General features: G+C 42.7%; 20 protein-coding genes and 1 pseudogene. 19 read left to right on the top strand and 2 right to left on the bottom strand.

The window, feature by feature from the left end; all coding sequences use genetic code 11:
- Nucleotides 1-81: 81 nt before the first annotated feature.
- From ODU37_RS06675 to ODU37_RS06640, 8 genes are all read left to right on the top strand, one after another.
- Nucleotides 82-1743: a ribonuclease J gene (locus ODU37_RS06675; RefSeq protein ID WP_002935677.1), complete on the top strand. Its 1662-nt coding sequence runs from the start codon at nucleotides 82-84 to the stop codon at nucleotides 1741-1743.
- Nucleotides 1744-1808: 65 nt separating this feature from the next.
- Nucleotides 1809-2585: an alpha/beta hydrolase family protein gene (locus ODU37_RS06670; protein WP_249562375.1), complete on the top strand. Its 777-nt coding sequence runs from the start codon at nucleotides 1809-1811 to the stop codon at nucleotides 2583-2585.
- Nucleotides 2586-2650: 65 nt separating this feature from the next.
- Entirely contained in the window at nucleotides 2651-3346 is a 696-nt protein-coding gene (locus tag ODU37_RS06665) for a M57 family metalloprotease (protein WP_249562374.1), read from the top strand.
- A 10-nt stretch (nucleotides 3347-3356) separates the two neighbouring features.
- Nucleotides 3357-3722 (top strand): hypothetical protein, encoded by a 366-nt coding sequence (locus ODU37_RS06660; protein ID WP_105105617.1) that lies wholly within the window; start codon nucleotides 3357-3359, stop codon nucleotides 3720-3722.
- Between the two features lie 101 nt (nucleotides 3723-3823).
- Nucleotides 3824-5722, top strand: coding sequence for an ABC-F family ATP-binding cassette domain-containing protein (locus tag ODU37_RS06655; protein ID WP_105159018.1), 1899 nt, complete (start codon nucleotides 3824-3826; stop codon nucleotides 5720-5722).
- 8 nt (nucleotides 5723-5730) lie between these two features.
- On the top strand, nucleotides 5731-6060 hold the full coding sequence (locus ODU37_RS06650) for a hypothetical protein (protein ID WP_002935667.1): 330 nt from the start codon (nucleotides 5731-5733) through the stop codon (nucleotides 6058-6060).
- A 6-nt stretch (nucleotides 6061-6066) separates the two neighbouring features.
- Nucleotides 6067-6894, top strand: a complete 828-nt coding sequence (locus ODU37_RS06645; protein ID WP_105158992.1) for a putative RNA methyltransferase — start codon at nucleotides 6067-6069, stop codon at nucleotides 6892-6894.
- Nucleotides 6895-7254: 360 nt separating this feature from the next.
- The gene (locus ODU37_RS06640; RefSeq protein ID WP_105158993.1) at nucleotides 7255-7971 is read left to right on the top strand and encodes a hypothetical protein; all 717 of its coding nucleotides are present in this window, start codon (nucleotides 7255-7257) and stop codon (nucleotides 7969-7971) included.
- Between the two features lie 573 nt (nucleotides 7972-8544).
- On the opposite strand, the gene gatD is transcribed toward ODU37_RS06640, so the two are convergent.
- On the bottom strand, nucleotides 8545-9330 hold the full coding sequence (gene gatD / locus ODU37_RS06635) for a lipid II isoglutaminyl synthase subunit GatD (protein WP_024413341.1): 786 nt from the start codon (nucleotides 9328-9330) through the stop codon (nucleotides 8545-8547).
- Nucleotides 9330-10673: a lipid II isoglutaminyl synthase subunit MurT gene (gene murT / locus ODU37_RS06630; protein ID WP_044691648.1), complete on the bottom strand. Its 1344-nt coding sequence runs from the start codon at nucleotides 10671-10673 to the stop codon at nucleotides 9330-9332. Before murT ends, gatD begins: the two co-directional genes overlap by 1 nt.
- Before the next feature lie 181 nt (nucleotides 10674-10854).
- Here murT and cdaA point away from each other — a divergent pair, with 181 nt between their 5' ends.
- The 11 genes and pseudogenes from cdaA to ODU37_RS06575 all read left to right on the top strand — a co-directional run bounded on the left by cdaA (nucleotide 10855) and on the right by ODU37_RS06575 (nucleotide 22155).
- Nucleotides 10855-11709, top strand: coding sequence for a diadenylate cyclase CdaA (gene cdaA / locus ODU37_RS06625; protein WP_249562373.1), 855 nt, complete (start codon nucleotides 10855-10857; stop codon nucleotides 11707-11709).
- Nucleotides 11699-12403 (top strand): YbbR-like domain-containing protein, encoded by a 705-nt coding sequence (locus tag ODU37_RS06620; protein ID WP_249562372.1) that lies wholly within the window; start codon nucleotides 11699-11701, stop codon nucleotides 12401-12403. Before cdaA ends, ODU37_RS06620 begins: the two co-directional genes overlap by 11 nt.
- A gap of 12 nt (nucleotides 12404-12415) precedes the next feature.
- Nucleotides 12416-13768, top strand: a complete 1353-nt coding sequence (glmM, locus tag ODU37_RS06615; RefSeq protein WP_249562371.1) for a phosphoglucosamine mutase — start codon at nucleotides 12416-12418, stop codon at nucleotides 13766-13768.
- A 48-nt stretch (nucleotides 13769-13816) separates the two neighbouring features.
- Complete coding sequence (locus tag ODU37_RS06610; RefSeq protein WP_249562370.1) at nucleotides 13817-15361, top strand: ABC-F family ATP-binding cassette domain-containing protein; 1545 nt, start codon at nucleotides 13817-13819, stop codon at nucleotides 15359-15361.
- 212 nt (nucleotides 15362-15573) lie between these two features.
- Nucleotides 15574-16236: pseudogene (locus ODU37_RS06605) on the top strand (class I SAM-dependent methyltransferase); the annotation flags it as partial.
- Between the two features lie 162 nt (nucleotides 16237-16398).
- A complete protein-coding gene (sstT, locus tag ODU37_RS06600) occupies nucleotides 16399-17604 on the top strand; it encodes a serine/threonine transporter SstT (RefSeq protein ID WP_024415177.1) in 1206 nt (401 codons plus the stop codon).
- Between the two features lie 100 nt (nucleotides 17605-17704).
- Nucleotides 17705-19105: a dipeptidase PepV gene (gene pepV, locus ODU37_RS06595; RefSeq protein WP_249562368.1), complete on the top strand. Its 1401-nt coding sequence runs from the start codon at nucleotides 17705-17707 to the stop codon at nucleotides 19103-19105.
- 519 nt (nucleotides 19106-19624) lie between these two features.
- On the top strand, nucleotides 19625-20083 hold the full coding sequence (locus ODU37_RS06590; RefSeq protein ID WP_105158996.1) for a GNAT family N-acetyltransferase: 459 nt from the start codon (nucleotides 19625-19627) through the stop codon (nucleotides 20081-20083).
- Entirely contained in the window at nucleotides 20070-20648 is a 579-nt protein-coding gene (locus tag ODU37_RS06585) for a uracil-DNA glycosylase family protein (RefSeq protein ID WP_105140365.1), read from the top strand. The genes ODU37_RS06590 and ODU37_RS06585 overlap by 14 nt, the downstream gene beginning before the upstream one ends.
- 71 nt (nucleotides 20649-20719) lie before the next feature.
- On the top strand, nucleotides 20720-21502 hold the full coding sequence (locus tag ODU37_RS06580; RefSeq protein ID WP_044755340.1) for a YgcG family protein: 783 nt from the start codon (nucleotides 20720-20722) through the stop codon (nucleotides 21500-21502).
- 71 nt (nucleotides 21503-21573) lie between these two features.
- Nucleotides 21574-22155, top strand: coding sequence for a LemA family protein (locus tag ODU37_RS06575; RefSeq protein ID WP_044755338.1), 582 nt, complete (start codon nucleotides 21574-21576; stop codon nucleotides 22153-22155).
- Nucleotides 22156-22158: the final 3 nt, after the last annotated feature.

Genomic DNA, 22158 nt, shown 5'->3' with positions numbered 1-22158 from the left:
TGTAATTCGACTTGGAACTCCCAAGGACCGTTGGTAAGAAAAATAAAATGGACACCTGTGGGATGTCCAAAAGGAGTAAAGATGAGTACAATTAAAATTATGGCTCTTGGGGGTGTGCGGGAAAATGGAAAAAACCTGTACATTGCCGAAGTGAATGAACATATTTTTGTTTTGGATGCAGGGGCAAAGTATCCTGAGAATGAACAGTTAGGTGTGGATGTAGTCGTCCCAAATTTCGATTATTTGGAAGAAAATAAGCATCGTGTAGCAGGGGTCTTTTTATCTCACGGGCATGCAGATGCTATCGGAGCGCTTCCTTATCTCTTGGAGAAAGTGAAAGTGCCAGTATTTGGTTCGCACTTGACTATCGAATTGGCTAAGCTACTTGTCAAGGGGAATAATGCTACTAAGAAATTTAATGATTTCCATGTTATCAATGCTGAAACTGAAATTGATTTCGGGGATTCAGTGGTATCTTTCTTTCAGACGACCCACTCTATTCCAGAGAGTTTAGGAATTGTCGTTAAGACGGATGAAGGAAATATTGTCTACACGGGTGACTTTAAGTTTGACCAGGCGGCAGATAAGTTTTATCGTACGGATTTTGGGCGATTAGCTGAAATCGGTAACGAAGGTGTGTTGGCCCTCTTGTCAGACTCAGCAAATGCAGATAGCAATGTTCAAGTAGCTAGCATGCATGAGGCTGGGGAGGAAATTCTCAATACGATTGCTGACTGTGATGGGCGTGTTATTGTGGCAGCAGTTGCCAGCAATATTGTACGTATTCAACAGATTTTTGATGCAGCAGAAGCAACTGGTCGTCGTGTCGTGTTGACAGGACATGATGTGGAAAACATTGTCCGAACAGCGATTCAATTGAAAAAACTTCGTTTGGTCAGCGAACGCTTGTTGGTAAAACCAAAGGATATGAACAAGTATGAAGACCATGAATTGATTATTTTAGAAACTGGTCGTATGGGCGAGCCGTTAAATGGATTGCGTAAAATGTCTATCGGTAGACATCGCTACGTTGAAATCAAAGAAGGTGATCTAGTTTATATTGTTACCACTCCAAGTATTTCAAAAGAAGCGGTTGTTGCTCGTGTGGAGAATTTGATTTACAAGGCTGGTGGTACCGTAAAATCTATCACAAAGAATCTTCGCGTCTCTGGGCATGGGAATGCGCGTGATTTGCAGCTCATGCTCAACATCATGAAGCCTAAATATCTTTTCCCAGTTCAAGGGGAGTATCGTCAATTGGATGCTCACGCTAAGGCTGCGCTTGAAATCGGTATGTATCCAGAAAACATTATCATCGTTAAGCGTGGGGATGTCATGGCTTTTGAAGAGGGGGATTTTGTCCATAGCGGAGCGGTTCCTGCTGGTGATGTCATGATTGACGGAAATGCCATGGGCGATGTTGGAAATATCGTCCTTCGTGACCGTAAAATCCTCTCAGAAGACGGTATCTTTATCGTGGCTATCACTGTCAACCGCCGTGAGAAAAAAATCATTTCTAAAGCCAAGGTCAATACTCGTGGTTTTGTCTACGTGAAAAAGAGCAAGGACATCTTGCGTGAGGCATCAGAATTGGTGAATACAACGGTGGAAAATTATTTTACAAAAGATAGCTTTGACTGGGCAGAGCTTAAGAGTGCTGTTCGCGATGATTTAGCAAAATTCCTCTTTGACCAAACTAAACGTCGCCCAGCTATTTTGCCGGTAATTATGGAAGTCAAGTAAGCTGATTTATAATACATAAGAAGAGCCGAGGGAAACTCAGGCTCTTTACCATAAGGAGAAGATTTATGGCAATAATGAAAATTGAATACCACTCAGAAGCTCTAGATATGTCTAGACAGGTTACGGTTTTATATCCAGATCGCAATCGTGTGGAAAATCCTGATGACAACGACATTCCTGTCCTATATCTTTTGCACGGTATGGGAGGCAATCAGGATTCCTGGCTGAATCGTTCTACAGTGGAACGGTTGGTTCGTTATACCAATCTTATCGTGGTTATGGTCAATACAGATAAAGGTTGGTATACCAATACCACTTACGGTATGAATTACTTCGATGCCATTGCAGTAGAGTTGCCTCAAATTCTCAAACGATTTTTCCCAAATATGTCTGACAAGCGGGAGAAGAATTTTATCACTGGTTTGTCTATGGGTGGTTATGGGACTTTCAAGATTGCCATGATGACCAATCGTTTTTCACATGCAGCTTCGCTTTCAGGGGCATTGTATTTTGATTTTGATAATCCAGCGACAGCAGAATTGGGAAGTCTTTCGTATTGGCGAGGAGTATTTGGTGACATTTCTGATAAACAGAATCCAAATAATTTGTTAGAAATTGCTAAACAATCCGATAAAAAGACCAAATTTTATGCCTGGTGTGGTGAGGAAGATTTTCTCTTTGAAGGGCATCAAAAGGCAGTTGGGGAGTTGAAAGAGCTGGGATGTGATATAGAGGCGAGTTTCGGACCTGGTAAACATGAGTGGTACTACTGGAATCAGCAGATTGAGAAAGTATTGGCTTGGTTGCCAATTGATTTCAAATTGGAAGAAAGACTGTCCTAGTTTTTAAGAAAAGTTTCAGAAATTATGGCTATACTAAAACCTATTTCTAGAAAGAGGTATAGTCTATGAAACTTATTGTAAATATTCTACGGTGGATTTGGCGGACATTTTGGGGTCTGATTTGGTTATCAATGGTGTTATTGGCTTGTGGTCTAGGTCTATTATTCTATTTTCAACAGGAAGCAGCGCCTCAGATGTTACAAACACTAGCTCAAGAAGTGCAATTGATGGTCAAAGGACAGTCTGAAGTGACGATTGAAGAAGGTGTTAATACCATTAAGCACCTGACGACTGATACGGTCAATACAGCTGATCATGGTCGATGGGAAAGCAATACTGCGACTGTTTACATTGAAACTCAGAATCCAACATTTGTAGCTGCCTATGAAATAGCCATTGCAAATTGGAATGCGACAGGGGCCTTCACTTTTGTGATGACAAGTGATCCAAATCAGGCTGATATTATTGCGACTGAGATGAATGATGGAAATACCCAGGCAGCAGGTGAGGCCAATTCAACGACTAACTTATTAACCAATTATTATAGCTCTGTAACAGTGCGTCTGAATAGTTTTTATTTATTAAACGACCAATATGGTTATGATATGGATAGAATTATCCATACAGCTGAGCATGAATTGGGCCATGCTATTGACCTAGATCATGAAGATAGTCAGACCTCTGTTATGGAATCGGCAGGTTCAAATCATGGTATTCAGCAGGCAGATATTGATGCGGTCCTTGCCTTGTATTCAGAATAGAAGGGAAAATATGCTTCGAACAATTACAAACACAATAAAACGTTATCCTGAGCAAGCTCTGCTCTTTCTTTATAATGCTGGGATCTTTGCATGGATGCAGTCTACCAGCCATTCGATTATGGAACAAATTGGTATAGATAGTACTTGGTTTGATAAAATCCCCGAACCTATCAAGGCCTGGACAGGTGCAAGTCTAGAGAGTATGCAAACCTTACTCAATTCTTCCGCTTGGGGATGGCTGATTGTATCTATGATATTGATGTTGGTCATCCGCTTTGTCAAGGGCTTGATTAAGTTTGTCATCATGCTGATTATTATCGGCGGTGGTCTTTATCTACTTTGGCAGAATAAGGAATTGCTTAGCGGTTTGGTCTAAATATTTTTTGAGAAGGACAGTGACGGTAAAGTCGCTGTTTTTTTGCTGAAATCAGAAAAAGGATTCCGCACTGTTACCCTAAATTATGGTACAATATTTTTATGATTATTTTAAGTGGAAACAAGATTGAACGCTCTTTTGCGGGCGAAGTTTTATTTAACAATATCAACATTCAAGTGGACGAGCGGGATCGGATTGCCCTTGTCGGAAAAAATGGAGCAGGCAAGTCTACTCTGCTCAAAATCCTTGTCGGGGAAGAAGCAGCGACAAGCGGAGAGATTTCAACCAAGCGTGATTTGTCCCTCTCCTATCTGGCACAGGACAGCCGTTTTGAGTCGGCAAATACTATTTACGATGAAATGCTCCATGTCTTTGACGATCTGCGGATGACGGAGAAACGCCTGCGGTCTATGGAAGAGCAAATGGGCAGTCTTTCTGGTAATGAACTCGACCAGCTCATGAAGACCTATGATAGTCTGTCGGAGGAATTTCGTCTGGCAGGTGGTTTTAGCTATGAGGCAGACATCCGTGCCATTTTGAATGGTTTTAAGTTTGACCAGACCATGTGGGACATGAAGATCTCCGAACTCTCCGGCGGTCAGAATACTCGACTTGCTCTGGCAAAAATGCTTCTTGAAAGCCCAGAACTCTTGGTCCTGGACGAGCCGACCAACCACCTGGACATCGACACGATTGCTTGGCTGGAAAACTACCTAGTGCATTACAAGGGAGCCTTGATTATCGTCAGCCATGACCGCTATTTCTTGGACAAGGTGGCGACACTGACACTGGACTTGACCAAGCATTCCTTGGATCGCTATGTGGGCAATTATTCTCAGTTTGTTGAGCTTAAAGAGCAGAAGTTGCAAACGGAATTGCAAAACTATGAAAAGCAGCAGAAGGAAATTGCTAAGTTAGAAGACTTTGTCCAGAAAAATATCGTCCGTGCTTCGACCACCAAGCGTGCCCAGGCTCGACGGAAAAAATTGGAAAAGATGGACCGATTGGACAAGCCAACTGCCCATAACAAGTCTGCTAACATGACCTTCCAGTCGGACAAGACTTCAGGAAATATCGTCTTGACAGTGGAAAATGCTGCGGTGGGTTACGATGGGGATATCCTTTCTCAGCCCATTTCTATTGACCAACGCAAGCTAGATGCTATTGCCATTGTCGGTCCCAATGGAATCGGAAAAACTACCCTACTCAAATCCATCATCGGAGCTCTGCCATTTATCAAAGGGGAAACCAAGCTAGGTGCCAATGTGGAAGTGGGTTACTACGACCAGACCCAGTCAGCCCTAACACCTTCCAATACAGTCTTGGAGGAGCTCTGGTCAGCCTTTCCGACTACGCCTGAAGTGGAGATCCGCAACCGCCTTGGAGCGTTCCTCTTCTCAGGAGATGATGTCAAAAAGTCCGTGTCCATGCTGTCTGGTGGGGAAAAAGCCCGCCTGCTCCTCGCTAAGCTGTCCATGGAAAACAACAACTTCCTCATCCTCGACGAGCCGACCAACCACCTGGACATCGACAGCAAGGAGGTCCTGGAAAATGCCCTAATCGACTTTGACGGAACCCTGCTCTTTGTCAGCCACGACCGCTATTTCATCAACCGCGTAGCCACCAAGGTGCTAGAAATCTCGGAAACGGGCTCCACGCTCTACTTGGGCGACTATGATTATTATTTAGAGAAAAAGGCAGAGCTGGAAGTAGAATCCCAGCCTGACCAGCTAGAAAGCACCAGCCAATCAGCCGGAGCCATGGACTACCAAGCCCAAAAGGAAAACCAAAAAGAGCAACGCAAACTGGCCCGCCGCATCGAGCAAATCGAGGCAGAAATTGACAACATCGAAAACCACCTGAGCGAGCTCAACCAAGCCATGCTAGAAACCAACGACATCGGCCAATTGACCGATTACCAGAAAGAAATCGACCAACTGACCAGCCAACAAGAAAGTCTCATGGAAGAATGGGAAGAATTATCTGAGCAGATGGGGTAAGAAATAAGATGATCCAACAGAATACAGAAACACTCGAAGATAACTTACGATTTAATAAATTATCCAAACTGATTCAGACAAAATTGTCCCAATATTTTGAAACCTATCCTTCAGCTGTCCAGTGCCAATTAGTTTGTTTTGATAGAGATGAAACTCGTAGAAAAGTCCTTAGCTATGACATTTATTCCGATTTTGATAAGCTCTTCTGGGTAGAGTCAATAGCAAAGCCTATTTCTAGTTATTCCTACGGACATCAAATTGATAAAAAAGATATAGACAAACTAGATAGGGAGTTTATCTTGGATACTTTTCTTGGAATAGATGAAGAAAGAGGATAGATTTTCATGACCAAACACCAACGTTTTGCCAATAGCGACCAATTTTTTGCCTGTCCACATTGTGGGCAGGCTCTAGACCTTGACCTCAACAGCCTCCGCTGTCCCAACCGCCACACCTTTGACATCGCCAAGCAGGGCTATGTCAATCTGGCACCCCAAGTCAAGCAGTCCGCCAACTACCACAAGTCTAGCTTTGAAAACCGCCAGGCCTTTTTAGAGGCGGGCTATTACGACCATCTCTACGAGGCTTTGGAGGGAAAAATAGCAGAGCTGGGGTTATGTTCTGTCCTAGACATCGGCTGTGGAGAGGGCTTTTATTCCCGTAAGTTAGCTGAGAAAATGGACTTGGACATTCTTGCTTTTGATATTTCCAAGGATTCTATTCTCTTGGCAGCCAAATCTAACAGGACCAAGTCGGTCAAATGGTTTGTCGGTGACTTGACCAAGTTACCTATTCAAGATAAGACCATTGACGGCATCTTGGACATCTTTTCCCCAGCCAATTATCAGGAATTTGCCAGAGTGCTGAAAGCTGGTGGAGCTATTCTAAAATTAGTCCCAGGCCCCAATCACCTCAAGGAGCTCCGCCATTTAGCCAAAGACCAACTCCGCAAGGAATCCTATGACAACCAGGATATCGTGGACCATTTCAAGTCTTACCTGGGGCAGGTGGAGCAAGTGCTAGTCAGTCGGACCCTGCCGATTACAGAAGACCACTCCCAAATTTTGGCAGACATGACACCCCTCTTTTTCCAAGTAGACCAGTCCAAGCTGGATTTGAGTCAGCTGACGGAGATTACGATTGAGGGACTGCTTTTGGTTGGGAGAATATAGATGAAAAAGCCTTTGTTAAATGATTTTGAATTGATTGTTTGAATATATAATTAGTTACTATCAGGTATTTTATTAATAATTAGCGAGTTCGTTATTCAAGTTTATTAGAGTTTTGTAGAGACGAGATTTTCAAGTGCTCAAGTATTTATAATTTTGCCTTTAATCTTGAAAATTGAAATCTTATAGACAATCTTTTCGATTTTTTTCTCGGAATCGTTGGGTAAGCTTTGCCATTTTATTAGTTTGACTTATTAGAGAAATAAATCTCATTATTCATTGAAACTCTTGCAAAAAAAAATGTATAGTATAATGACCAGTATCAGATAGATTTAAATCTATCTTCAGAAAAAGGAGATTCAAATGAAAAAAAGTAGTTTATATTCTAAGCTTTTTATTGGTGGATTATCTATTTCATTTTTGGTAGCTTGTTCATCAAATCAAACAACTTCGAGTTCATCGCAAAGTGTGTCAGAAGGAAATAATTTTGCGTTTGTGCAAAAGGCTAATGAGAATGTTGAAAATATTTGGTATGTTATTGAAGATTCAAATGATGACTATCAACTTTCAAAAGATGATAAAATTGAAACGGTTTATTTAACAAAAAATGGAAAGATGGATGTTTATCATGTTGGTAGTCTGCCTGGAGAGGAACCTCTGACCTTATCATTTCTGAAAGACAAGAGTAACAGTGAGATTAAAGAATTGGTTCGACAAAGTGCTGAAGCCCATTTTAGTGAAATCTTAGAATATAACTCATTATCAACTAAAATATCAATTGATGATCTATTAAATAGACCTGTTAAAGCTACTGTAGAAACGGATTCTACCGGTAATACAGTTGTTGAAGAAACAATTCGATATGCGACTTTCAACGTTGATTCAGATAATAATGTTGTTCCAGATGAAAGTTATAATACATTTAATTCAACTATTTCGGGCTATATATACGATACGTATTATGTTGGATATGCCGGAAATGGTACAACTAAAAGTAGTTTTTTAGTTATCTCAGCCCCTGATGAAAATGTCTCAATTTCATTTGATACATTGGATACTGAGAATGTTTCAGAAGAATAGTGGTACTATAAAAAGATATATAATAATTGTACCTTTTAATTTATAAAATTTGCCATCAATTTGACATTGGATTACTAATAGAATTAGCAACGGCCTTGTCCCTCATTTAAAGAGGTACAAGGCCGTTCTTACTTTCTTGAAAAATTTATAGACGTAACTATATCGAACTCTAGGATGTTTTATAGATCTGAGAAATCTTTCTAATCAATGGATAAACTCGAGCAAGCCATTACAAACTATATCTATTATTACAACAACTAATGAATCAAAACAAAACTAAAAGGACTTAGTGTTATGTAATACAGAACTAAATCCTTCCATTATTTATTTATCTAACTTTTGGGGGTCAGTACATTGCAGGGATGTGTTATTTTATTTTTATGAAATACTGATTAATGAAACATAGCTGCAATCCCCAAAATTTGAGATAAACCAACTTTAGCTATTTCTTCCAATATATATTTGTATATCAAAACTGGCTAAAAAAGTACTTCATAATAAACTTAGTCCTTTTAATAGTTTTATTATGGGATGCAATAAAGGTTGATGGTTAAATTTAGTGCTTTATTATATTTATCCTTCAAATTCTGCCTTGCTTTTCACATCGCCATATTCTTCAGCGACTTCTTTGCTGAGGATGTCAGCGTAGCTGGCAAGTTGGATGTCTTGTCCGTATTTTTTGCGGAGGGCAGTTGTGACTAGGCGGTAGGCTAGGTTGGCATTGCGAGAGAGGATTGGTCCGTGGAAGTAGCTGCCGAAGGTGTTTTTGTAATGTAGGCCTTCGCCACCGTCTTCCTTATTGTTGCCATTGCCATAGACGACCTTGCCCAGCGGTTTTTGGTTGTCAGCTAGGAAGGTACGGCCTTGGTGGTTTTCAAAACCGTAGTAGGTTTCGTTGAATTCATCATTGTGAATTTTGATGTCACCGATGTAACGGTTGTTGGTCTGGTTGAGGGTGTAGTGGCCCATGATTCCTAGACCGTCAATCTTGCGACCGCCAGCTTCAATATAATATTGACCGAGCAACTGGAAGCCACCGCAGATAGCTAGCATGACGCCATCGTTTTCGATAAAATCTGCTAGGCTGTCTTTTTTTGTCGGTAAATCTTTTGCAAGAATGGATTGTTCATAGTCCTGACCACCACCGAAAAAGGCGATGTCGTAGAAATTTTTATCAAATTCATCTGTCAGCGAAACGATGTCCACCTGAACACGAGCCCCCAGCTTTTCAGCCACATACTTGAGCATGAGGATATTGCCATTGTCACCGTAGGTGTTCATCAAATCACCGTAGAGGTGAGCGATGTGGAGATCGTAAGTGTAGTCTTTTTCAGGACTTTTTAATGACGTATAGACCATTATTTCATCTCCTTTCCAACTGCTTGGCGTTGAGCCAGCAGGTCGCGGAATTCCAGCATAGCTGTATAAGTGGCTAAAATATAAGCATGTTGGCTACTCGATTGCTCAATCAAGGTCATGATGTCTTCTAGTTTTGGTGTTTCAGTAATCTGGTTCTCAGGATAGCCAGTCACACGGAGGCGACGGGCAATTTCAGACGAACGAACACCGCCTGCAAAGACTTGTGGAATGTCCATTTGAGTGATTTGTTCAAAGTCAGCGTCCCAAATCCAGCTGGTATCAATTCCGTCAGCGTAGTTGGCATTGAGAAGGACGGACAGGCTAAAATCGTATGGAGCCAGTTTCATCATTTCAATGGCCTGGGTTGCACCGACAGGGTTTTTAATCAAGACCAATGTACAATCTTTATCACCCAACTTAAAGGTTTCTTGGCGACCAAAGACTGCCTTGGATTTGTCAAATCCTGCCTTGATTTTCTCAGGAGATACACCGAAAAATTCTGCTACGCTGACAGCTGCTAGGGCATTGTAGATGTTGTAGAGGCCTCCGATGTTGATTTTGTAATCCTGACCATCAATGGCAAAGGTAGAAGAAGTATTGGTGATTTCTTTCAAGTCTGTCAACTTATAGTCCAGCTCAGGTCGGCTAAAGCCACAGTTGGTACAGATATAGCTACCCAAGTTAGCGTAGGTATTGAGCTTGTACTGGATAATCTGGTGGCAATGTGGGCAGAGAACGCCTTCTGTATTGTAATGGGCCAGGCGAGGCTCATGCTCTTCCGTTGCAAAACCGTAGTATTTTACTGGATTGATAACGTTCGTCGAGTTAAAAAGCGGACTATCACCATTGGCCAAAATAGTTGCCTGCGGAGCTTTTGCAGCCCCGTCCAAAATCATCTGGTAGGTGGTATAAATCTCACCATAGCGGTCCATTTGGTCGCGGAAGATATTGGTGAAGACAATCAGGCTAGGCTTGATAAAGTCGGTGACACGGGCCAGACTGGCTTCATCAATCTCCAAGACGGCAATCTTCTTGCCATTTTTATTTTTCTTGGCAGATAAAAAGGTGGCTGTAATCCCTGTAATCATATTGGCGCCGCTGGTATTGGTCGTAATTTCTCCAAAGGCTTCTTGGAGGATGCCAACTGTCAGGGCGGTGGTCAGGGTCTTACCGTTAGTACCTGTCACAACAACGACTTCATAATCCTTAGCCAAACTATCTAAAATATGTTTATCGAATTTGAGGGCAATTTTTCCAGGCAGGGTAGTACCACGTCCTAGTTTTTTCAAAATGAACTGGGAACTTTTTCCTGCTAGAATACCCAAAGCTGTATTTATTTTCATGGGACTATTTTATCATAAAGGTCACTGATTTTCTAGAATGGAGTGTGTTGGAATGTGATATATTCCTGCAGTAAATCTGTAATATTTTTAACAGGAAGGTCACTATTTTCTAAAGAAAAGGGGAAAAAATATGGTATAATGAGTACATTACTATGTATGAGTTAGAAAGTATGAGAATGATATGTTAAACCTAAACCAGTTACTGGATACAGGGTATTGGTCGAGTTTGATAGCCAGTCCTTGGACCGCACTGTTGCACCTAATTGATATTAGTATAGTTGTTTATTTGATTTATAATTTTAGTAAGGCTATTGCAGGTACTAAAATTATGACATTGATTCGAGGGGTTTTTCTCTTCATTATTGTCCAGATTATAGCTAGTTTATTCGGTCTGCAGACGATTGCTTGGCTGATTAATCAAGTAATCACGTATGGGGTTATTGCAGCAGTAGTTATTTTTGCACCAGAGTTGCGTGCTATGCTTGAAAAACTCGGCAGGACAACTCAGATTTTTGGGACAAATACAGTGAGTGCAGAAGAAAAGCTAATTGTTGCTTTTCTCAAATCTGTTGCTTATATGTCTCCGCGTAAAATTGGTGCACTTGTGGCAGTAGAACAAGCCCAAACATTGCAAGAATATAGAGCAACGGGGATTCCTCTTAATGCGGAGATATCTCAGGAATTGTTAATAAATATTTTCATCCCGAATACACCGTTACACGATGGGGCCGTAATTGTCAAGGAAGACAAAGTAGCGGTTGCTTGTGCTTATTTGCCCCTGTCAGAGAGCGCAGGAATTTCAAAGGAATTTGGAACACGCCACCGTGCAGCCATTGGCTTATCGGAGGTATCTGATGCGTTTGTGTTTATTGTTTCTGAAGAAACTGGCAGTATCTCTATTGCACGAAACGGGATATTCAAACATGACTTGACTTTGGATGAGTTTGAAGCAGAGTTGCGAGCGACTTTTATTTCTGAAAATGTAGAGAAAAAGTCCATCTGGAAGCGATTAGGAGGTGGCAAACATGAACGATAAGTTTAAAGCTGTAGGTCACTTAGCCCTATCTATTTTTCTAGCATTGTTGCTCTTTTTCTATGCAACAACCACCAACTATAAAAATTCAGAATCAGCTGCACAGAACACGGAGTCAGAAACCTATGTTCACACACTGAGTAATGTACCGATTGAAATTGAATATGATACAAACAAGTATTTTATTTCTGGACTTTCTTCGACGGTGGCAGTTGAATTAAGGGGCTCTAATCGTGTTCTCCTACAGAGAGAATCCGATGAGTCAACTCGGACGTTTCAAGTGACTGCGGATTTGAGAGAGTTGAGTGAGGGGACACAGACTGTCAAGCTACAATTGACCAATTTGCCAGCAGGAGTGAGTGCGACACTGGCACCTGATGCGATTACCGTTAAGATTGGTAAAAAAGTTAGCAAGGCATTCCCAGTAGCAGGTCGAGTCTATAGTAATCAATTGGCAGAAGGGTACAGTCTGTCTAAGGTTTCAGTCAACATAGATACCGTTAAAGTGACAACGGATGAAGAAACAATGGCTAAGATTGATCGGGTCGAAGCTGTTGCGATGGATGTGAGCAATCTGTCTGAGAATTATAGTGGTACAGCTAAATTACAGGCTGTAGATAGCGACGGCAATGTCTTGCCAGTTGTACTGTCTCAGACGGAAGCAAATATGCAAATTATACTTACAAAAACAAAATAAGAGGTTATGAAAATGGGTAAATATTTTGGGACAGATGGTGTCCGTGGAGAAGCAAACGTAGAATTAACGCCAGAATTAGCATTCAAATTGGGTCGTTTTGGTGGTTATGTCCTTAGCCAGCATGAGACGGATGTTCCTCGTGTCTTTGTGGCGCGTGACACACGTATCTCAGGTCAAATGTTAGAGGTTGCCTTGATTGCAGGACTTCTATCAGTAGGGATTCATGTGTATAAATTGGGAGTTTTGGCGACACCGGGTGTTGCCCACCTAGTCAAAACTGAAAAAGCAAGTGCAGGTGTCATGATTTCTGCAAGTCATAACCCAGCGCAAGATAACGGTATCAAATTCTTTGCTGGTGATGGTTTCAAATTGGATGATGCATTGGAAGCAGAAATTGAGGCTCTTCTTGACGCTGAGGAAGACACATTGCCACGCCCATCTGCTCAAGGTTTAGGAGATGTGGTAGAATATCCAGAAGGTTTACGTAAGTACCAGCAATTCTTGGTGTCAACTGGTACAGATTTGGACGGTATGAAAGTTGCACTCGATACAGCCAATGGTGCCGCAGCAACATCTGCACGTCAAATTTTTGTAGATTTGGGAGCAGATTTGACAGTAATGGCTGAAAAGCCAGACGGTTTAAATATCAATGAAGGCGTTGGCTCAACCCACCCAGAAAAATTGCAAGAACTGGTCAAGGAAACAGGTAGTCAAATTGGACTTGCCTTTGATGGTGACAGTGACCGCTTGATTGCCGTCGATGAAAATGGTGATTTAGTAGACGGTGACCGCATCATGTACATCGTTGGTAAATACCTTTCTGATCGAGGTCTATTGGCCAAAAATACAATTGTGACCACAGTTATGTCCAACCTTGGTTTCCATAAGGCTTTGGATCGTGAAGGTATTGAAAAAGCTGTGACCGCAGTTGGTGACCGTTATGTGGTTGAAGAAATGCGCAAGGAAGGCTACAATGTCGGTGGTGAGCAGTCAGGACATGTGATTCTAATGGATTATAACACCACAGGCGACGGCCAGTTGACCGCTGTGCAATTGACCAAAATCATGAAAGAAACTGGTAAGAAGTTGTCAGAATTGGCAGCAGAAGTGACCATTTATCCACAAAAATTGGTCAATATCCGTGTGGAAAACAGCATGAAAGACAAGGCTATGGAAGTGCCTGCTATTGCAGCTATCATTGAAAAAATGGAAGCAGAAATGGCTGGCAACGGTCGTATCTTGGTTCGCCCAAGTGGTACTGAGCCCCTCTTGCGTGTCATGGCAGAAGCGCCAACGGATGCTGAAGTCGATTACTATGTGGACACCATTGCCGATGTGGTCCGTGCGGAAATTGGTTTGGATTAAGAAAAAGACAGAGACTGGAAGGATTTCCAGCCTCTTTTGTGAGGAAATATGAGTATTTTAGAAGTAAAGAATTTAAGTCATGGTTTTGGTGACCGCGCAATTTTTGAGAATGTCTCCTTCCGTCTCTTGAAAGGGGAACATATCGGACTTGTCGGTGCCAATGGAGAAGGGAAATCGACCTTCATGTCCATCGTGACAGGTCAATTGCAGCCAGATGAAGGCAAGGTTGAATGGTCACGTTATGTAACGGCAGGTTATTTAGACCAGCATGCTAAATTAGAAAAGGGTCAATCAGTCCGTGATGTCTTGCGGACAGCATTCGATGAACTTTTCAAGACAGAAGCTCGTATCAATGACATTTACATGTCTATGGCAGAAGAGGGTGCCGATATGGATGCCCTCATGGAAGAGGTTGGCGAGCTACAAGACCGTCTGGAAAGCCGTGATTTCTATACGCTTGATGCCAAGATTGACGAAGTGGCGCGTGCGCTTGGTGTCATGGACTATGGCATGGACAAGGATGTGACGGAGTTATCAGGGGGACAACGGACTAAAGTTCTTCTTGCAAAATTGCTCCTGGAAAAGCCTGACATCTTGCTTCTGGATGAGCCGACCAACTACTTGGATGCTGAACACATTGACTGGCTCAAACGCTACTTGCAGAACTATGAAAATGCCTTTGTCTTGATTTCGCATGACATTCCTTTCTTGAATGATGTGATTAACATTGTCTACCATGTGGAAAATCAACTCTTAACCCGTTACACAGGCGATTACTATCAATTCCAAGAAGTCCATGCCATGAAGCGGGCTCAGTTGGAGGCTGCCTATGAGCGCCAGCAGAAGGAAATCGCAGACTTGCAGGACTTCGTTAACCGTAATAAGGCCCGTGTTGCAACTCGAAACATGGCCATGTCTCGTCAGAAGAAATTGGACAAGATGGAGATTATTGAGCTTCAAGCAGAGAAACCAAAGCCATCATTTGATTTCAAAATGGCTCGGACACCAAGTCGCTTTATCTTCCAAACGACTGATTTGGAAATTGGTTATGACCGTGTATTGACACGTAACCCGCTCAATCTGACCTTTGAACGCAACCAGAAGATTGCCATTGTCGGTGCCAACGGTATCGGTAAATCCACTCTTCTTAAAAGTTTGCTGGGGATTATTCCACCGCTCGGTGGTTCTGTGGAGCGTGGAGAGTATCTGGAACTAGGCTATTTCGAGCAAGAAGTAGCTGGTGGCAATCGTCAGACCCCACTGGAAGCCGTTTGGGATGCCTTTCCAGCCCTTAACCAGGCAGAAGTACGAGCAGCCTTGGCTCGTTGCGGTCTGACTTCCAAACATATCGAAAGCCAAATTCAAGTTCTTTCAGGTGGTGAGCAGGCCAAAGTTCGCTTCTGTTTGCTTATGAACCGTGAAAACAATGTCCTAGTTCTTGACGAGCCGACTAACCACTTGGATGTGGATGCCAAGGATGAACTCAAACGTGCCCTTCAAGCCTATAAGGGCTCAATTCTCATGGTCTGCCACGAGCCTGATTTCTATGAAGGCTGGGTTGACGATGTGTGGGACTTCAATGACTTGACTTAGATTGAAAGCTATCGAAAGGTAGCTTTTTCTTTGTGCTTATACTATAATAGAATTAGCATAGTAAAGGAGGTGAAAAATGAAAAGAACAGAACGAGGTCAGATTTGCTAGGCCTCTCTAGAGGAAGTAAAACGGTCTGGGGATAGACCGTTTTAGCTCAACAACTAGAAATAAAGACTTGTTGACGAACTCTTTTTGACCAGTCGAGTTCTTTCCCATTCGCGTTTCTTTGACAGTCGGAAAGACAGTGCCACTTGACTGGTTTGAAAAGGCCCAAGGCAAGAAAGTGCTGGGTTTGGCCTGTGGTGGTGGTCAACAGGGACCAATTTTTGCGGCTCATGGCTATGAGACAACTATTTTGGACTTCTCCAAGGAACAGCTGGACAAGGATCGCTTGGTTGCTGAGCGAGAAAATCTGGATTTGCAAACGGTCCAGGCAGATATGACACAAGCCTTTCCTTTTGAAGACGAGAGTTTTGACATCATCTTTTGTCCGATTTCAAATGTTTATATCGAAGATTTGACCAATATGTGGCAGGAGTCTTATCGCGTTTTGAAAAAGGGAGGGTTGCTCATGGTTGGTTACATGAACCCTTGGATTTATCTCTTTGATGCTGATGATGTTTGGGAGCATCCAGACAGAGCATTGATTCCAATGTACAGCCTACCCTTCAACGCACCACAATTAGAAGAAGCAGGACAAATTACGATTGACCCAGAATATGGCTATGAATTTAGCCACACCTTAGAAGAACAGATTGCTGGGCAATTAAAGGCAGGCTTTGCCATGATTGATTTTTATGAATCCAAAGACAGTCGGAATCGCTTGACTCAATTTGCCTCAGATTACCTAGCGAATTTATCGATAAAGTGGTAGAAACAAGCCACCGAAAGATGGTCTTTTCAACTCAGTAGGTAAAGTTGAAATGATTGTGCAAGATTTTTCAGGCTTCCACTGTATAATATCTCATTTTTTATGCTATTGACCAACCTTCGTTTTTCTGCTATGATTGAAAAATGTTTGTTTGGAGGTAAATGAGTGAATAAAATAATATCTGTATGGAAAAAAATGAATTTAATCCGAAAAATCGGAATTGGTGTTGTTTTGGGAGTGTTACTAGGCTTAATTGCTCCAAAAATAACGGTCATTGCTCTCTTTGGTAGCCTATTTGTAGGAGCATTGAAAGCCATAGCCCCTCTTTTGGTTCTGACACTAGTTGCACATGCTCTATCACAAGCTCCTGCTGGTCAAAAATCGAATATGAGGATAGTTATCTGCTTGTATCTATTTGGTACTTTTGCGGCGGCCTTCATTGCTGTAGGAGCAAGCTATTTATTCCCTATTAAACTGGTTCTTTCTACTACAACGACTACGGACATTACTCCTCCACAAGGGATTGCTGAAGTATTCCAAGACCTCTTGTTGAAGGTCGTTGACAATCCAATCAATGCTCTTGCAACGGCTAATTATATTGGTGTGTTGACATGGGCGGCAGTGTTTGGCTTGGCCTTTCGTCATGCAAGCAAGACAACCAAAGATTTATTGCAATCTGCGGCAGAAGTGACTTCTAAAGTTGTAGGATGGATTATTGGTCTGGCACCATTTGGTATCATGGGCTTGGTTTTCGATACCATTGCAAATAATGGTCTGACAGCTTTAAAAGACTATGGTTTACTGCTCTTACTCTTGGTTGGAAGCATGATTTTTGTCGCGCTTGTTGTCAATCCCTTGATTGCTTTTCTTGTAATGAAGAAAAATCCGTACCCGCTGGTATTTGAATGTCTTCGAGTTAGTGGGGTTACGGCATTTTTTACAAGAAGTTCAGCAGCTAATATCCCTGTCAATATGCAGCTCTGCAAACGCTTAGGAGTGGATCCAGATACATACTCAGTATCCATTCCGCTCGGTGCCACAATTAATATGGCTGGCGCGGCTATTACGATTAATATTTTAACAATGGCAGCTGTTCATACACTTGGCATCAGTGTTGATTTCAGCTCAGCTCTTCTTTTATCCGTTGTTGCATCACTATCAGCAGCAGGAGCATCTGGGGTAGCCGGTGGCTCGCTTCTCCTCATCCCAGTAGCATGTAGTCTTTTTGGTATTCCAAATGAGTTAGCCATGCAAGTAGTTGGAGTCGGATTTGTGGTCGGAGTGATTCAGGACTCTTGTGAAACAGCCCTCAACTCATCAACCGATGTTTTGTTTACAGTTGTGGCAGAACGTTCTGCCTGGAAAAAATAGAAAGAAGTTGGGAGACCAACTTTTTTTCTTCGCTTTACTTGTGAAATCTCTTTCATTTTGTGATAAAATAGACTTACTTTGATACTGAAAAGGAGAACATATGACAGTAAATTTTAGAGCAGAGTTTGACAAACGCAAGGATGAGTTTCTAGCGGACCTCTTTGACCTCCTACGCATCAATTCTGAGCGTGACGACAGCCAGGCAGATGCCCAGCATCCATTTGGACCTGGCCCAGTGCGTGCCTTGGACAAGTTTCTAGAAATTGCTCAGCGTGATGGTTATCCAACCAAGAACGTTGACAACTACGCAGGTCACTTTGAGTTTGGTGAAGGCGACGAAGTCCTTGGTATTTTCGGTCACTTGGACGTGGTGCCAGCAGGAAGCGGTTGGAACACTGACCCATACGAGCCGCAAATCATTGACGGCAAGCTCTTTGCCCGCGGATCCTCTGACGACAAGGGACCGACCATGGCTTGCTACTACGGCTTGAAAATCATCAAGGAGTTGGGCCTTCCGACTTCTAAAAAAGTCCGCTTCATCGTCGGTACTGATGAGGAGTCAGGCTGGGCGGACATGGATTACTACTTTGAGCACGTCGGCCTTCCATTGCCAGACTTCGGATTCTCTCCAGACGCTGAGTTCCCGATTATCAACGGCGAAAAGGGCAATATCACAGCCTATCTTCATTTTACGGGGGAAAATAGCGGAGCTGCTAAACTGCATTCCTTCACAGGCGGTTTGCGTGAGAACATGGTGCCTGAATCTGCGACAGCTATTATCTCTGGCGACCTAGCAGATCTGGACAGCAAGTTGGCAGATTTCACAGCCGCTTACGGCTTAAAAGCTGACGCTGAAACCCTTGAAAACGGTCAAGTTCAAGTCACCGTCATCGGAAAATCAGCCCACGGTTCAACCCCAGAAGAAGGGGTCAACGGAGCAACCTACTTGGCAAAATTCCTCAGCCAATTCGCCTTTGACGAAGCAGCCAAAGCCTATCTTGACTTAGCAGGACAAGTCCTTCTGGAAGACCATGACGCTAAAAAACTCGGCGTAGCCATCTACGATGAGCAAATGGGAGCTCTTTCTATGAACGCTGGTGTCTTTAAGTTTGATGAAACCTCATCTGATAACACCATTGCCCTCAACTTCCGTTATCCAAAAAATACCAACCCTGAAACCATCAAGGCTGGTTTGGAAAAACTGGGTGTGGAAGCTGTTAGCCTGTCTGAGCATGGCCATACCCCACATTACTGCCCTATTGATGACCCAATGGTCGCAACCCTCTTGTCTGTTTATGAAAAACACACAGGCTTGAAAGGTCACGAACAAGTAATCGGTGGTGGAACATTCGGCCGCTTGCTCAAACGAGGTGTTGCCTACGGAGCCATGTTCCCAGGAGATGTCAACACTATGCACCAAGCCAATGAATTTATCGAAGTCGAGCAACTCTACCGTGCAGCTGCCATCTATGCAGAAGCTATTTATGAATTGATCAAATAATACGAACTCATATTTACAGTACAGCACTTTTATCTAAGGCTAGTTTTTCAGCTACTCATCGTTCGTTTTTTGGGAGTGAGAAAGAACTCGATTGGTCTCAAAACGAGTTCGTCAACAAATTTTCGTTTCAAGTTGTTGACCTGAAACAGTCTATCCCCAGACTGTTTCACTCCCACCCCCGCACAGCTCCAACAGTCAGAGTAGTGACTGTTGGAGGTTGGAAATGAAGCGAACTTGTTCGCAACAGTCGTAGAGGTCGGATTTGGAGTGTAAAACACGAAGTGCAGAGATTTGCTTCACAAATCCTATCTCCAACCTTTAACAGTCCACTGGACTGTTAAACCCAATCAACCACTGCGCTGAGATGTTGATACAAACTCTGAGAAGTGGCGCTGGGCTTGAGCCCAGCCCCAAAAAACTGCCTTGATTAGCGAAAAACTATCTCTTATATCAAAGTACTTTACTTGTGAATACGGGTTCATATCAAGACGGGTTCGCCCGTCTTTTTTAGGAGGGAAAATGGAACTGAAAGAACTCACACTTGCAGATATGGAAATGGTCAAAGAGTTGTTCTTATCTGTATTTAGTCAGGAGCCATGGAATGATGATTGGTCTGACGAGGAACAACTGGACCGCTATCTAGGCGATTTGCTGTCACATCCAAGAGCACTCTGTTTTGGATTGCTTGACCAAGGTAAGCTCATTGCCCTTTCTCTAGGGCATATTCGTTACTGGTATGAGGGAACCGAATACCGTATTGAAGAGCTCTGTATTGCTCGCAACTACCAAGGACGAGGAATTGGTAAGGACTTTCTAAAAAGAATTGAGGAGCAGCTGGTCGAGAGAAAGATTGTTCATATTCTCCTGCAAACCGAACGCACTCTTCCAGCCTTTTTCTTTTATAAAAAATGCGGTTTTCGTGCCCTGGAAGAAGATGTGACCATGTTCAAGAAAGTAGGACATCATGGAACTTGCTGATATTCGTCAGGCGATTATGGAGGATTTAACCAATCAAGCTTTTACGAAAAAAGGAATAAAGCCGCTTTTCCAAGCACCATCTACTGCAAAAATTCTCATTATTGGACAGGCGCCGGGATTAAAAACACAAGAAAAAGGTCGCCTCTTTGATGATGCTAGTGGAGAGAATCTGCGGAAATGGTTGGGAGTAGATAGGGAATTCTTCTATGAATCTGGGTATTTTGCTATTCTTCCTATGGATTTCTATTATCCAGGAAAAGGGAAGACTGGGGATTTGCCGCCTCGCAAGGATTTTGCACCCAAATGGCACCCACTCATTATGAAGCAACTCCCACAGATTGAGCTGACCTTGTTGATTGGTAAGTATGCCCAAGACTACTATTTAGGAGAATCCCATAGGACTGTGACCGAGAGAGTGGAGAATGCAGCTGATTACCTACCCACCTATTTTCCCCTACCTCATCCATCGCCAAGGAACAATATCTGGCAAGCTAAACATCCTTGGTTTGTTGAACAGACTCTACCGTTACTGAAAAACAACATAAATATATTGTTGGGAAAATGATAATATGATATAATTGTACATATATACCTAATAAATTTTTCTTATCTTTGTTCATCGAAGGAGGTGTTCTGATGAGAAAATGGAAAAAAATTGTCATTGGCTGTTTCGCTATTCTAACGGTTTGCTTGCTATTTGCACCCACACTAGCTAGAGCAAATCAGATTCCAGACCGACCCACAGGTACAACGGTAGTGGATGAGACGCAGTTACTCTCGAGTGAGACCATTGCAGAAATTGATCAACTCAATCGAAGTTGGGCAAGCACCGAGCAAGCTTTACAGGTTGGTGTTTATGTAACAGAAAGTCTGTCCAGTGATATTGAAAGTTTGGCTAATGAAACCTTTCGTCACTGGCAGGTCGGTTTTGCAGGAACGGACAACGGAGTTCTTTTAGTGGTTGCCATAGCTGACAGGGAATTTCGGATAGAAACCTCAGACAATGCTGCCACAGTCATCACGGATGTAGAGGCCAAGAATATTCTAGAGAATGCAAGGGAATTCTTTCGTCAAGAGGACTACAGTGGAGGAATTTCCTATATCGTCAACTCCATTGGGGATAGATTTTATGGGACAAGCAATGGTAAAAATCAGTTAGCTGCTATAGAAGAAGGTACAAGTGAGGAGGGTGATGGCTTCTGGCTGTTTCTCGTAGTTATTCTGATTGCTATCCTATTTGGTATCATTGACAAATCTAGTCGTGGTGGTGGCGGACCAGGTAATCTACTCTGGATGTTGGTTGATGATCATCATCACTATCACAATCATCACTCGTCTAATTCCTCATCGTCTAGTTTTGGCGGAGGTAGTTGGTCAGGTGGTGGAGGCGGCGGTGGCGGAGCCTCTTCTGGATGGTAAGGCTCGTATAGGGCTTCTGATAGTTGTTTGCTTTTTTACGAATATTTAATCGTAGTTAGAAAGGAAATCTTATGAAAAAGAAATGGTTGGTCATCCTCATACCAGTCCTAGCTCTGCTGTTTTTAGGAATGGGAGCAGTTGGGCAATACAATGGCTTAGTTGACAGTTATGCTGAGATTGAAAATGCACAAGCCAATGTAGACACACAGTTGCAACGTCGCTATGACTTGATACCCAATGTAGTCGCAGCTGTCAAAGGCGCCATGGAACACGAGGAAGAAATATTTACTGCTATTGCAGAAGCGCGTGCTAAAATCGGTTCCAGTCAACAGGGAACGAGTGACTATAATCAAGCTCAAAGTCAGCTAGATTCTGCAGTATCTAGATTGTTGGTAGTGGCTGAGAATTATCCTCAATTGACAGCCAATCAACAGGTATCTGACCTGATTACAGAGCTTGAAGGTACGGAAAATCGGATACTGGTAGCCCGTAAAGACTATAATGCGATGGCAACTACCTACAATAAAAAAATCAAGCGGTTCCCGACCTCCATCTATGCAGGTCTATTCGGATATGAAAAAGTAGAGCTCTTCCAGGCAACAAATGATGCAGCGACGACTGTACCAAGTGTTGATTTGAGTGATAAGGAATAAAGG

Origin of the sequence: Streptococcus sp. 2021WUSS109 (genome assembly GCF_044427305.1) — a bacterium.
GTDB lineage: Bacteria > Bacillota > Bacilli > Lactobacillales > Streptococcaceae > Streptococcus > Streptococcus suis.
Note: the sequence above shows the minus strand (reverse complement) of the source record. Positions and strands in the feature narration are given on the sequence as shown.

Excerpts from the sequence above, each read along its gene's own strand:
- ODU37_RS06675 (WP_002935677.1), top strand. The coding sequence starts at position 82 with ATGAGTACAATTAAAATTATGGCTCTTGGGGGTGTGCGGGAAAATGGA.
- ODU37_RS06670 (WP_249562375.1), top strand. The coding sequence starts at position 1,809 with ATGGCAATAATGAAAATTGAATACCACTCAGAAGCTCTAGATATGTCT.
- ODU37_RS06665 (WP_249562374.1), top strand. The coding sequence starts at position 2,651 with ATGAAACTTATTGTAAATATTCTACGGTGGATTTGGCGGACATTTTGG.
- ODU37_RS06660 (WP_105105617.1), top strand. The coding sequence starts at position 3,357 with ATGCTTCGAACAATTACAAACACAATAAAACGTTATCCTGAGCAAGCT.
- ODU37_RS06655 (WP_105159018.1), top strand. The coding sequence starts at position 3,824 with ATGATTATTTTAAGTGGAAACAAGATTGAACGCTCTTTTGCGGGCGAA.
- ODU37_RS06650 (WP_002935667.1), top strand. The coding sequence starts at position 5,731 with ATGATCCAACAGAATACAGAAACACTCGAAGATAACTTACGATTTAAT.
- ODU37_RS06645 (WP_105158992.1), top strand. The coding sequence starts at position 6,067 with ATGACCAAACACCAACGTTTTGCCAATAGCGACCAATTTTTTGCCTGT.
- ODU37_RS06640 (WP_105158993.1), top strand. The coding sequence starts at position 7,255 with ATGAAAAAAAGTAGTTTATATTCTAAGCTTTTTATTGGTGGATTATCT.
- gatD (WP_024413341.1), bottom strand. The coding sequence starts at position 9,330 with ATGGTCTATACGTCATTAAAAAGTCCTGAAAAAGACTACACTTACGAT.
- murT (WP_044691648.1), bottom strand. The coding sequence starts at position 10,673 with ATGAAAATAAATACAGCTTTGGGTATTCTAGCAGGAAAAAGTTCCCAG.
- cdaA (WP_249562373.1), top strand. The coding sequence starts at position 10,855 with ATGTTAAACCTAAACCAGTTACTGGATACAGGGTATTGGTCGAGTTTG.
- ODU37_RS06620 (WP_249562372.1), top strand. The coding sequence starts at position 11,699 with ATGAACGATAAGTTTAAAGCTGTAGGTCACTTAGCCCTATCTATTTTT.
- glmM (WP_249562371.1), top strand. The coding sequence starts at position 12,416 with ATGGGTAAATATTTTGGGACAGATGGTGTCCGTGGAGAAGCAAACGTA.
- ODU37_RS06610 (WP_249562370.1), top strand. The coding sequence starts at position 13,817 with ATGAGTATTTTAGAAGTAAAGAATTTAAGTCATGGTTTTGGTGACCGC.
- pepV (WP_249562368.1), top strand. The coding sequence starts at position 17,705 with ATGACAGTAAATTTTAGAGCAGAGTTTGACAAACGCAAGGATGAGTTT.
- ODU37_RS06590 (WP_105158996.1), top strand. The coding sequence starts at position 19,625 with ATGGAACTGAAAGAACTCACACTTGCAGATATGGAAATGGTCAAAGAG.
- ODU37_RS06585 (WP_105140365.1), top strand. The coding sequence starts at position 20,070 with ATGGAACTTGCTGATATTCGTCAGGCGATTATGGAGGATTTAACCAAT.
- ODU37_RS06580 (WP_044755340.1), top strand. The coding sequence starts at position 20,720 with ATGAGAAAATGGAAAAAAATTGTCATTGGCTGTTTCGCTATTCTAACG.
- ODU37_RS06575 (WP_044755338.1), top strand. The coding sequence starts at position 21,574 with ATGAAAAAGAAATGGTTGGTCATCCTCATACCAGTCCTAGCTCTGCTG.